The organism is Shinella sedimenti (assembly GCF_022601905.1).
Lineage (GTDB): Bacteria > Pseudomonadota > Alphaproteobacteria > Rhizobiales > Rhizobiaceae > Shinella > Shinella sedimenti.
The window spans coordinates 128401-141330 of record NZ_JAKVIN010000005.1; the positions used below are offsets into that span (position 1 = coordinate 128401).

6 protein-coding genes are annotated in these 12930 nt (G+C 65.8%); 2 read left to right on the forward strand and 4 right to left on the reverse strand.

The features are described from left to right. Positions 1-100 precede the first annotated feature (100 nt). Positions 101-6889 carry a beta strand repeat-containing protein gene (locus MKI86_RS12935; RefSeq protein ID WP_241601323.1) on the forward strand — a complete coding sequence of 2263 codons (6789 nt, stop codon included), beginning with the start codon at positions 101-103 and terminating at the stop codon, positions 6887-6889. Positions 6890-6959: 70 nt separating this feature from the next. Here the strand turns inward: MKI86_RS12935 and aguB are convergent, their stop codons facing one another. The 4 genes from aguB to MKI86_RS12955 form a co-directional block, all read right to left on the reverse strand. Next, entirely contained in the window at positions 6960-7838 is an 879-nt protein-coding gene (gene aguB, locus MKI86_RS12940; protein ID WP_241601324.1) for an N-carbamoylputrescine amidase, read from the reverse strand. 129 nt (positions 7839-7967) lie between these two features. Continuing rightward, the gene (locus tag MKI86_RS12945) at positions 7968-9692 is read right to left on the reverse strand and encodes an acetyl/propionyl/methylcrotonyl-CoA carboxylase subunit alpha (protein WP_241601325.1); all 1725 of its coding nucleotides are present in this window, start codon (positions 9690-9692) and stop codon (positions 7968-7970) included. A gap of 10 nt (positions 9693-9702) precedes the next feature. After that, positions 9703-11292, reverse strand: coding sequence for a 5-oxoprolinase subunit B/C family protein (locus MKI86_RS12950; protein WP_241601326.1), 1590 nt, complete (start codon positions 11290-11292; stop codon positions 9703-9705). Between the two features lie 49 nt (positions 11293-11341). Beyond that, positions 11342-12109: a LamB/YcsF family protein gene (locus MKI86_RS12955; RefSeq protein ID WP_241601327.1), complete on the reverse strand. Its 768-nt coding sequence runs from the start codon at positions 12107-12109 to the stop codon at positions 11342-11344. A 154-nt stretch (positions 12110-12263) separates the two neighbouring features. Here MKI86_RS12955 and MKI86_RS12960 point away from each other — a divergent pair, with 154 nt between their 5' ends. Beyond that, on the forward strand, positions 12264-12926 hold the full coding sequence (locus MKI86_RS12960; RefSeq protein ID WP_241601328.1) for a GntR family transcriptional regulator: 663 nt from the start codon (positions 12264-12266) through the stop codon (positions 12924-12926). The last annotated feature ends 4 nt before the right edge of the window (positions 12927-12930 follow it).

Sequence of the window (12930 nt, forward strand, 5' to 3'; positions counted from 1 at the left end):
GGCAAAAAGACAGGCTCAGGCAAGCTCATCCGCGTATGGAAAAGCCTGCCTAGTTGTGGAATCGCACGTTCTTTTCGCTATTATTTTCAGGGTTTTGCTCATGACGTCGGTCGTTTCATCGCTCACCATCAACCAGATCCGGCAGCTGAAGCCGGAGGTGATCCGGGAGTGGACGACGGAAGACGTGGCCTCGCTTTCCACAGGCCAGTTGGGCGCCCTCTCGTCCGCGCAAGTCGCCGCCCTGGAAGCGGAAGACATCGGCGTATTGGGAGCGCGTATCAGCGCGATCTCCCGCGGCGCTATTCTCGGCCTGTCGCTGGAACATATCGGCGTCCTCGAAAAATTTGCTATCGAAAGTCTGACGACCGGTCAGGTCGGCGCGCTGTCGACAGCCCAGCTCGGCGCATTGACGAGCGACCAGGCCGAGGCCCTGACGCCCGGCCAGATCAACATGCTGAGCGCCGCGCAGCTCGCCGCGCTTGGTCCCGAGGAAGTCGCGACCTTCTCCACCGAGGACATGGCGGCAATCAGCTATAAGTCGGTTCAGGGGCTCAGCCCCGCCGCAATCACCGCGCTCTCCACCGACCAGATCGCATCGCTTGCGCCGCTTTCGCTGGCCGGGCTCACATCCGCGCAGGCCGCGGCGCTCACTGCGGAGCAGATCGAGGCGCTTTCCATCGAGCAGGTCGCCCTTCTGAAGCCCACTCAGATCGCAGCACTCGGCCCGGATGCTATCCAGGCGTTCTCCGCCGAACAGATTGCCGCGTTCAACAACGGCGCGATCGGCGGCCTGACAACCGCACAGATCAAGCTTCTGGACACCGACCAGATCGAGGCCTTCACGACGACACAGGTCCGGGCGCTCACTGCACAGCAGCTTGCCGCCATCGGCCCGGCCGGCATCGTCACCTTCTCCGCCGCCGACATGGCGGCGATCTCGGCCAAGTCGATCAGCGGCTTGAGCCCTGACATGATCGCCGCGCTGGACGGCGAGCAGATTGCGGCCCTGGACCCGAAAACCATTGCAGGCATGACGGCCGCTCAGGCCGCAGCGCTGACGCCTCAGCAGATTGGCGAATTCACACCCGCTCAGGCCCGCGCGCTGACCGCAATCCACCTCGGCGCCTTCTCCGCCGATAGCCTTACTGCGCTGTCGAGCGAAAGCATTGCCGCTCTGTCGAACCAGGCAATCAAGGGTATCAGCACGACCGCAATTGCGGGGCTCGCCGGCGAGGTCGCAACGCTGGTCGAGTCACTGAGTGCGAGCCAAGTCAGCGCGCTCGACGCAAAACAGATCACTGCCCTCGGCGCAGATGGTCTGCGCTGGTTCACGCCCGCTCAGATCACCGCCATAAGCCCGGCAGGCGTCAAGGGACTGACTGCGGCGCAGATCGCCGAACTCGATACTGACCAGGTGGCGGCGTTCACGCCGGGCCAGATCAAGCTCTTCGCATCCAGCCAGATCGCCGCGTTCGACAGTCTTTCGATCGCCGCCTTCTCGCTGGAGGATATCGCGGCCATCGCTGGCAACGCCATCGGCGGTCTCAGCACCGATGCTATTGAAGGTCTGACGCCGGCCCAGGTAGCAGCCCTCAGCCCGAAGGCCATTGCCGGCCTCACCGCCCAGCAGATCGCAGCGTTCTCGCCTGAACAGGCCGCCGCTCTCACGCCCGCCCAAGTGAAGGCGATGACGCCGACCCAGATCGGCGCGCTTTCGCCCGAAGCCGTCGCGGAGTTTTCCCCTGCCAAGATCGCAGCCATTCCGACAAACGCCATCGGCAGCCTGAGTGCGGAAGCGCTCGAAGCCCTCGACGGCACCCAGATTGCAGCCATGACAGGTGCGCAGATTGCTGCGCTCAAACCCGCCCAGGTCGCTTCGCTCGATGTTGAGGTCCTTTCGCCGGCACAAATCCGTTTCATGACCGCGCAGCAGCTCGCTGCGCTGAGTGCCGAAGCGCTATCGACCTTCTCTGCCGAGGACATGGCCGCGATCACGAACAAGGCGATCAGTGGGATCAGCAGCGCTGCGATCGCCGGCCTGCCAGACGGTCACCTCGCCGCGCTCAGCACGGCAGCCCTCGCCAGCCTGACCACGACACAGATGCGTGGCGTCACAAGCGAACAGCTGCTGGCGCTCTCCACCGGGCAGATTGCGGGTCTGAACGCCGGGCAGATCTCCGCCCTTTCGTCCAGCGCGCTGCTGGAACTGTCGCCCGCACAGTTCGGCGCCATCAGCGGGAAGGCGATCGCCGGCCTCTCCACATCGGCGCTCGCTGCCCTTTCGACGGACCAGATCGCCGCGCTCAGTTCGGGCGTCATCGCCGGATTGTCGACACAGCAGATCGCAGCCCTCAGTACCAGCCAGGTCGAGGCGCTCACGCCGACCCAGGTGCGCGCCCTGAATGCCAAGCAGCTCACCGCGCTCGGCTCGGCAGGCATCGCAACCTTCTCAACCGAGGATATCGCGGCGATCAACGCCAAGGCCGTGCCCGGTCTCACCAGCACCGCCTTTGCCGAACTGACATCCAGCCAGCTCGCCGCCCTCACCACCGCTCAGATCGCCGCCCTGCTTCCCGCACAGATCAGCGGCGCCAGCGAAGGCTTCTTTGCCGGGCTCACGCCCGCGCAGGTCGCGGTTCTGGGCACGGGCATCATCGCCAGCCTCAAGCCCGAACAGATCGAGGCCATGACGACCGCGCAGGTCGAGGCGCTGACGCCGGTTCAGGTCCGCGTGCTGAGCTCCGCGCAACTTGCCGCACTCGGCTCCGCGGAACTCGCGACGTTCTCGACCGCCGATATCGCGGCGATCAGTAACAAGGCCATCTCGGGCCTGACACCCGGCGCGCTTGCCGGCCTTACCACGCCGCAGACCGCCGCGCTCAGCCGCGCCGCGCTTTCCGGCCTCACCGCCGAGCAGGTCGAAGCCCTGTCGACGGCCCAGATCGCGGCGCTCACGACCACGCAGATCGGGGGGCTTACCTCCACGCAGATCGCAGCACTCCAGATCGAGGACCTCCAGGCCCTGACGGCAGCGCAGGTGACGGCGATCAGCGGCAGCGCCCTCAAGGGGCTCGGCACGGATCTCCTGGCGGGCCTGTCCTCGGCGCAGCTCGCTGCGCTCACTACCAGTGCCGTCGCGAGCCTCACCAGCGTCCAGGTGGAGGCGCTGACATCCCAGCAGATCGGCCTGCTGTCCTCCGGCCAGGTCAAGGCGCTGACCTCCGCGCAGCTGGGAGCGCTTGGCAGCAACGTTTCGGCCCTCACGCCCGCCCAGATCGCCAGCCTGAGCGCCGCCGCCATCGCCGGTCTGGCGACCGACCAGATTTCCGCCATGCATTCGGGCCAGTTGGCCGCACTGACGGCAGCGCAGATCGGTGCGCTGTCTTCAAGCCAGGTCGCGGCGCTGGGTGGCGACAACCTGGCTGCCCTGACGACGGCGCAGATCGCCGCCATCAGCGCGGGCGGCATTTCCGGCCTGACGTCAGCCCAGATCAATGCGCTCGGTGCCGGGCAGATCGCGGCGCTCACCGCCAAGCAGATGGCGGGCCTGACCTCGACGCAGATCCCGGCCTTCAGCACCGCCAAGATCGCAGCGCTCACCACGGCGCAGATTACCGGTCTCAATGCCGGCAGCATCTCCGGCTTCACGACACAGCAGCTCGCCGTGCTGAACACCGCCCAGGCAGAGGCCCTGACGAGCGCGCAGGTGGGAACGCTGAGCTCAGAACAGATCGCGCAGTTCGGCACCGACAGCATCGCCGCCTTCTCCACGAAGGACATCTCGATGATCACGGCAGGCGCTGTTGCCGGCCTGACCACCGCGACCCTCGCCTCGCTTTCGACCGCGCAGATCGCCGCGCTCAGCCCGGCAGCCGTCGGCGCGCTCAGCACACGCCAGATCGATGCCTTGAGCAGTGGGCAGGTACAGGCGTTGACCCGCACCCAGATCGCAGCAATGAGCTCCGCGCAGATCGCCTCTCTCGGCCCTGACGACATCGCCACCTTCTCCGTCCAAGAAATGGGCGCGATCAGCGCAGGCGCGATGGCCGGCCTCTCCACCGAGGCGCTCGGCGCGCTCTCGACGGCGCAGATCGCGGGCCTCAGCACGGCTGGCATCAGCGGCCTGACGACAAGGCAGATATCGGCGCTGAGCCTGGCACAGGCCGAGGCGCTTTCGACCACACAGATCGGCAGCCTGTCGTCAACGCAGCTTGCCGCCTTCACGACGGACAAGATTGACACCTTCACGACGCGCGAGATCGCCGCGATCGGCGCAACGGCGGTTGGCGGGCTTTCGAGCGACACCATAGCCTCCCTCTCGACGGCCCATATCGCGGCGCTGAGCACGGCGGCGATCAGCGGGCTGCAACCGCGCCAGATCGCGGCCTTGACGAGCGCGCAGCTGGATGCGCTGCGGCCCGACCAGGTGCGGATCCTCGACGCACGCCAGATTGCCTCGCTCGGACCGGAATATATTGCGTCGCTGACGCCCGCACAGATCGCCGCCCTCGGCACCGCCGCCATCGCCGGCTTGTCGACCGAACAGGTCGCCGCGCTCTCCACGGCCCAGGCGGAAGCGCTGGCGCCGACGCAGATCGCCGCCTTCACGTCCCGCCAGATCGCGGCGCTGAGTGCCGAACAGCTCGACACTTTCTCGCTGGCCGACATGGCGGCCATCAGCTCCACCGCCATGGCCGGCCTGTCGACGGGCATGCTGGCATCGCTCTCCACGGGCCAGATCGCTGCCCTCGGCCCCGCCGGGCTTTCGGGAATGACCAGCGCTCAGATCGGAGCCCTCAGCCCCGCGCAGCTCGAGGCCCTGACCACGGCGCAGATCGGCGCCCTCGGCTCCCGGCAGATCGCTGCACTGACGCCGCAGAACCTCGCGGGCTTCTCGTCCGCGCAGATTTCCGCGCTGAGCGCCGGTGCCATTCCCGGCCTCACCACGGCACAGATCGCCGGCCTGTCCAGTGCGCAGGCGGAGGCGCTCACCAGCGCACAGATCGCGGCCCTTGGCTCCGCCCAGATATCCGCCTTCAGCGCGGAAAACATAGGCACCTTCACAACGGGCGAGATCGCCGCCATCGGCTCGTGGGCCGTCTCCGGTCTGCCAACTGCCGTCATCGCGGCCCTTCCGGCAGGCCAAATCGCCGCCCTCAATGCGGCCGGCCTTACCGCCGCGCAGGTTGCTTCGCTCAATGCCAGCCAATTTGAAGCTTTGACCAATCTCCAGCTTGCCGCGCTCGGCTCCACACAGATCGCGGCCTTCGGCACGGCCGGCATCGCCGCGCTCTCGCCGGCCCAGATCGCAGCCCTCAGCACGGCAGCCGTCGCCGCGCTCAGCACCGCGCAGATCGGCGCGCTCTCGACCGGGCAGGCGGAAGCGCTGACGCCGACGCAGGTCGGCGCGCTGACCTCGCAGCAGATTGCGGCCTTCAGCGCGGACGATCTCTCGCTTTTCTCAACGGCTGATATCGCCGCCCTCGGCTCGCGGGCCATTCTCGGCCTGTCGACCGCGATGCTGGCAACGCTTACCACCGCGCAGATCGCCGCCCTCAGCACGGCCGGCATTTCCGGACTGTCGAGCGCGCAGATCAATGCATTGACAGAGGAACAGATCGAGGCCCTGACCGCCACACAGATCGGTGCGCTCTCCTCCAAGCAGGTGGCCGTCCTCGATGCCGCCGACATCGCCTTGTTCACCACGGCGGAAATCGCCGCCATCGGTTCGGCGGCCATTGCGGGCCTGGCGGCGGCCATCATTGCCGGTTTTTCGCCCGAACAGATTTCAGCCATCAGCCCTGCGGGCATCGGCGGCCTGTCCACAAGCCAGATCGCCGCACTCGGCTCGACCCAGATCAACGGGCTTTCCAGCCAGCAGATTGCAGCCCTCGGTTCCAAACAGATCGCAGCGCTTGGCGCGGCCGACATTGCAGCACTTACGCCCGGCCAGCTTGCCGCCATCAGCCCCGCCGGCCTTGCCGGACTCACCGGTCCGCAGGCCGCAGGCCTGACCTTCGAGCAAGCCGAAGCCCTGTCCGCCAGCCAGATCGCGGCGCTTGGTTCCGCAGCGCTCGGCGGCCTTTCGAGTGCGGCTCTCGACACGTTGTCGACGGACAAGCTCGCCGCCATCGGATCGGCCGCCATCAAGGGCCTTCCGGCATCCTACCTGGCAACGCTGGAAACCGCCGAAATCGCCGCCTTGAGCACAGGCGCCATTTCCGGTCTCAGCAGTGCACAGGTCGCCGCGCTCTCGACGCAACAGGTCGAGGCGTTGTCGGCAGCACAGATCGCAGCCCTCAGCTCGCCGGGCACGGCCGGCCTGACGCCCGCGCATATGGAAACCATCTCCACGGAAGAACTGGCGTCGATGAGTTCGTCGGCGATCCGGGGCCTGACGACGGCCGTCATCGGCGCGCTCTCGACGGAAAGCGTGGCAGCGTTGCGCAAGGAGCAGATCGCCGCCCTCACCTACGGCCAGATGGGCGCCATGAATACCAGCCAGGTCGCCATCCTCTCGACGGAGCAGGCCGGCGCGCTGACCGCCACGCAGGCGGCAGCTCTCGGCCCGGCACCCCTTGCAGCCTTCCCCGTCGACAACATCATCGCGCTGGGATCCAACGCCATCTCGGCCCTGAGCACGGCGGCGCTTGCCGGCCTGACGTCGGAGCAGGCCAATGCCTTCACGCCCGGCCAGCTCGCCGCCATGAGCCAGTCGCAGATCGACGCCCTGCCGCGCGGACCGGGCGCCTCGCCGTCCGCCTTCCGCGCCGTCGGGGAAGACAGCGTTGCGCCGCAGGACGTGCAGTCCACGGCCGAGAATACGGCAGAAACGAGCGGCCAGCAGGACGATATCGCCGCCTTCATTTCGTCCTATCTGGACGTTTGAGGCCTCCCACAAATGCAAAGGAGCCGGACGAGACGTCCGGCTCTTTACGATCGCCCGTTCATCGTGAACGTTACAAGGCGGCGCGGCCGTCCAGGGTCGCAAGATGCCTGTAAAGCTCCGGCCGCCTGTCGCGGAACACGCCCCAGGATCGGCGCTGATGATCGATGGCGTCGAGATCGAATGTGGCGATCAGCACCGTTTCCGTCTCCCGATCGGCCTCGGCGACCTTCGCACCCGTAGCATCCGCAATGAAGGATGAGCCGTAGAACGTGATCTTCGTGCCGTGGCGTCCGTCTTCCGTACCGATGCGGTTCGATGCAAGGAGCGGCATCAGGTTCGCGCCGGCATGGCCCTGCATCACGCGCTGCCAGTGTCCGCTCGAATCCAGCGTTGCATCATGCGGCTCCGAGCCGATCGCCGTCGGGTAAAGCAGGATCTCCGCGCCCTGCAAGGCCATGGAGCGCGCGGTTTCGGGAAACCACTGATCCCAGCAGATACCGACGCCGATGCGGCCGGCGCGCGTGTCCCATACCTTGAAACCGGTATCGCCCGGCGAGAAATAGAACTTTTCGGTATAGCCGGGGCCGTCTGGAATGTGGCTCTTGCGGTAGTTGCCGATCACGGTGCCATCGGCATCGATAATGGCCACGCTGTTGAAATGGGATTGTCCGGCGCGCTCGAAATAACTGATCGGCAGGACGACACCAAGCTCGGCGGCGAGCTTGGCAAAATGCGCGATCAACGTGTTGCCCTCGAAGGGCTGGGCCAGCGCGAAGAAATCATGGATCTGGTCCTGGCAGAAATAGGGTGCCGCAAAGAGCTCCTGGATGAGCACTAGGTCGGCGCCTTTGTGCTTCGCCTGGCGGACGAGCCGCTCGGCCCGCTCGATATTGGCCTTCTCGTCCCAGATACAGGCCATCTGGGTGGCCGCGACCGTTACATTGCGCATCTGCCGATATCCTTCACTCGACGTCCTTGGGTGCGGACCGCCCGAATGCCCACTTCGCAGCGCTCCGCGCTCGCATTTAGGCAGGCGCGCGCCTCTCCGGTCAATGTGCGATTTACAAGCGGCGTGCCGTCAGGGCCCGTAGATCAGCAGCGCATCGCCGGCATTGACATACTCGCCTTCTTTCACCCGCCGGCGTAAACGACCGGCGCGGACCGCGAAGACCTGCGTTTCCATCTTCATCGCTTCCATCACGGCAACAAGGTCGCCTTGCGCAACCTCCGCACCGTCTTCGACCCGGAAGGCCTGCAGCGTGCCGGAAACGGGTGCGACAACGGCATTTTCGTCCGGTTTTGCGGTGCCAGCAGGCGCCGAGCCTTGTCCCGCCCCTCCCAGACCGGCAAGCAGTATGGCCGGCAAGGCCAGGGCGACGCGCCGGCCGTCGATTTCCAGATGCGTGCGGATCAGCGCAGGGTCGGCAACTGGCTCCGGCCGCGCTGCGGCTTCCGGCATGGCCGCGAAATCCGTTTCGATCCACCGTGTATGCACCTTGAAGTCGTTGGCGCCGATGAAATCCGCGGTCTCGATAGCTGCGCGGTGAAACGGCAAGACCGTAGCGATGCCCTCGATGCGAAACTCCCGCAACGCGCGGCGCGCGCGGCGCAAGGCTTCCTCACGGGTCGCACCCGTGACGACCAGTTTGGCGATAAGGGAATCGAAGACGCCGGGAATGGACGAGCCGCTGGCCACACCACTGTCGAGCCGCACGCCGGGGCCCGTTGGCGGCTCGAAGACCGTGATCTTGCCCGGTGTCGGCAGGAAGCCGCGCCCCGGATCCTCGGCGTTGATGCGGAACTCGATGGAATGGCCACGCGGCGCGGGTGTTTCAAGCACGGACAAGTGCTTGCCCTCGGCAATGCGAAACTGTTCGACGACCAGATCGATGCCCGTCGTTTCCTCCGTAACCGGGTGCTCCACCTGAAGGCGGGTGTTCACCTCGAGAAACGAAATGGTTCCGTCCGCGCCAAGCAGGAACTCGACCGTCCCGGCGCCGGTATAGCCGGCCGCCGCGCAGATCGCCTTTGCCGCGGCATGTATCGTTTCCCGTTGCTGCGCTGTGAGAAAAGGGGCCGGCGCCTCCTCCACGAGCTTCTGGTTTCGCCGTTGGAGCGAACAGTCACGCGTGCCGAGTACCACCACGTTGCCGTGCCGGTCGGCGATGACCTGCGCCTCGACATGGCGCGGGCGGTCGAGGAACCGTTCGAGGAAGCATTCGCCCCGGCCGAAGGCGGCCGTCGCCTCACGTACGGCCGATTGGTAAAGATCGGCGATCTCGTCCATCTTCCAGGCGACCTTGAGGCCGCGCCCGCCTCCGCCATGCGCCGCCTTGATGGCGACCGGCAAACCATGCCGCTCGGCAAATGCGATGACCTCGGCAGACGATGAAACGGGTCCGTTGCTGCCAGCCACAAGCGGCGCTCCGACACCCGCGGCGATCCGGCGCGCCTCGACCTTGTCGCCAAGCGAGCCGATCACGTCAGGATCTGGGCCGATCCAGGTGAGGCCAGCGTCCAGCACAGCGCGCGCAAACTCGGCTCGCTCGGACAGAAAGCCATACCCGGGATGCACGGCATCCGCCCCGGAACGTTTGGCGATGGCGATCAGCTTTTCAATATCGAGATAGGTTTCGGTCGGCCGCACGCCATCGAGACCATAGGCCTCATCGGCCTGATGGACGAAGAGTGCGTCCGCATCCGGGTCGGCATAGACGGCAACCGACTGCAGCCCGTAGTCGCGGCAGGCCCGCACGATCCGGACGGCAATTTCGCCGCGATTGGCGATCAGGACTTTCTTCACGGCATGTCTCCTATCGGGTCGCGGCAATGTCGGCGAAAGGGCATAGCGGGCGGAAACGGATCCTCGCACCGACGGGGATCTGACCCGCCAGATCGAGATGGTATTCGGCGACAGCCCCGATCACCGGATAACCACCGGTCAGCGGATGGTCGGCCAGGAACAGCACGGGCTGGCCGCTATGCGGAACCTGGATTGCCCCGGTCGCCGTACCCTCACTCGGTAACTCGGCACTGTCCTTGCGTTCCAACGGCACATCCCCAGCAAGCCGAATACCGATGCGGTTGGATTGCGGGGTCACCTGCCAGAGTTGGTTCGTCAGCGTTTCCAGTCCCTTTTCGGTGAACCAGTCGGTGCGCGGGCCGAGCACGACATCAAGCGTCACCACGTCAGCGGCGCCGGGAAGATCGAAGGCGGCGGACTCGTTGAGCCCAACGCTCGAACGCCCCAACGCCTCCTGCTTCAGCGCAAGCGCGGCGCCCGAGACCACGGGTGGGGGACCGACGACGGCGAGCGTATCGGTCGCGGCGCTACCCAGCACTGGCGCGACCTTGAACCCGCCCCTGACGGCGAGATAGGTGCGCATGCCCCTGCTGGGGTGACCGATGGTCACGACATCGCCGGGCTCCAGGGCGATCGGCGCATAGGTCCCATATTCCCGGCTCGTGCCAGCACGATCGCATACGGTCACCGATACGGATGCGCCGGCAAGCGCGATCACGGTGCGCGCATTGCAGGCGAAACTGAAGCCACCGACTGTGATTTCCAGCGCCGGCGTGTTCACCGGATTGCCGACGACGCGATTGACGGCGTTGAAGGCCGAACGGTCCAGCGCTCCGGAGGCGGATACGCCCTGTCCCGTCTGGCCGAAGCGGCCGAGATCCTGGAAGACCGCAGGGATCGGGGCGGCCAGCACGCTGAACTGAGGTCCATCGGGATTGACGACCGGCGCTGGGCGCGGGATCGACTTGGGAACATCGATGGTCTTGCCCGCGTCCATGTCGCGGAACTGCACGCGGTATCCGGGCTGCAAGAGGGCGCCCGGCTCGCGATCGATATCCCACATCCTGACGGGCGTCGTGCCGATGATCTGCCAGCCCCCGGGACTCTCCTGCGGATAGACGCCGCTGAAAGCGCCCGCAATGGCCACCGAACCGGCGGGAACGCGGGTGCGCGGGCTCTTGCGGCGCGGCACGTGCAGCGCCGGATCACCGCCGACTAGATAGCCGAAGCCCGGCGCGAAGCCGCAGAAGGCTACGGTGAATGTGCTGTCCGTGTGCCGGCGGATGACCTCCGCGACGCTGAGGCCGGTCAGCTCCGCGACATCCGAGAGGTCTTCGCCATCATAGCGCACGGGGATCTCGACGAGATGCCGGGAGGGTTCGATGCATGCCGACAGATCGCGTCGTGCGACCTGTATGGCGATCGTTGCCGGAGAGATTGCTTCGGGCCGGAAACGGATCATCAGCGTACGGGCGGCCGGCACCATCTCCTCGATGCCGTCGATAGGCTCAGCCTGCAACGCGGCGAAGAGCGCGAGTGTCTCGTCGAGATCGGCAAGTTCGACAAGGACCGTGGTCAGGCTGACGGGGAGAACGCGCATCGGAGCCTCGCGAGGCGATGTTTCAGGGCATTGCCGGCGGAGACGAGCTTCAGGCCGCTTCAGCAAAGGAACGAATGACGATACCTTCCGCCTCGAAACGACGCCGGATTGCGCGGGCAATGGCAACGGCGCCAGGGCTGTCCCCATGCACGCAGATCGACTGCGCCTCGACACGGATCGTGCTGCCGTCGATGGCCTGGAGTGTCCCACCGCGGGCAAGCTGCACCATTCGGTTTGCAATGACGGTCTCATCATGCAGAACGGAGCCGGCTTCACGACGCGAGACCAGTTCGCCCTTCGGCGTGTAGGCTCGGTCGGCAAACGCCTCGGCAACGACGGCAAGGCCCGCGCGTCGGGCGAGATCAAGGATCGGGGCATTGGCGAGCCCCATTAGGATGAGAGAGGGATCGACAGCAAGAATGCCATCGATCACCGCCTGCCCCTGCCCCGCGTCGTAGGCAATGCGATTGTAAAGCGCTCCGTGGGGTTTCACGTAGCGGACCGTCGTTCCCGCCGCCGCCGCGATGCCCTTCAGCGCGCCGATCTGGTAGATGACGTCGGCGGTCAGGTCTTCCGTGGTGATATCGAGATCGCGCCGACCGAATCCGACGCGATCCGGGTAGGAAACATGCGCGCCGACCACCACGCCATTCGCGGCTGCGGCCTTTACGGTGCGATAGATCCCGGCCGGGTCGCCCGCATGGAATCCGCAGGCGATGTTGGCGGAGGAAACGACGGCAAGCATCGATGCATCATCGCCCATCCGCCAGGCGCCATAGCCTTCACCGAGATCGCTATTGAGATCCATCACCGTCATGGTCTTCTCCTTCACATGTTAAACGAGAGTACATGAATGAACAAAAATATCAATATTGTTCAACAATCATTCCTGAGGAATCGGCTATATGCTAGAGTGCCGGGAATTCCTGCAAGCAGACAACCGGTTGGACATGATGGGGAAACAAAACGCTATGACGGACGACGGACAGGGCCTGCCGCTTGCCGACCGCCTGGCGCGACGCATCCGCGCGCTGCTGATCGCGGGCGAACTTTCGCCCGGACAGCGCCTGTCCGAAGCTGCGTTCAGCGAGCGCTTCAACGTGTCGCGCAATTCGTTGCGTGAGGCGTTTCGCCTGCTGACCAAGGATGGGCTTGTGCGCCACGAGGCCAATCGCGGCGTCTTTGTCGCAGTCCCGACAATGGCCTCCGTCATCGACATTTACCGCGTGCGGCGCTTGCTGGAATGTGCCGCCCTGCGCCAGGCTTGGCACCAGCATGCGGCCATCCGCACCATGCGCGACGCGGTCGCCGCAGGACGCGAGCGGCGCGATGCCGGCGACTGGCTCGGCGTCGGCAGCGCCAACATGACGTTCCACACCGCTATCATCGATCTCGCCGACAGCATGCGCATCAGTGAATTCTACGAGCGCATATCAGCGGAATTGCGTCTCTGCTTCGGGCTGCTGAAAGACCCGGAGCACCTACACGCGCCGTTCGTGGACATGAACGGCGAGATCGTGACGCTGCTTGAACAGAACAAGCGCGAAGAGGCCGCCGCGCAGCTCGACGCCTATCTCAACCTGGCGGAGCGGACGATGCTGAAGACGCTGGAACGCGCCTCCGAGCCCTCATGATGCC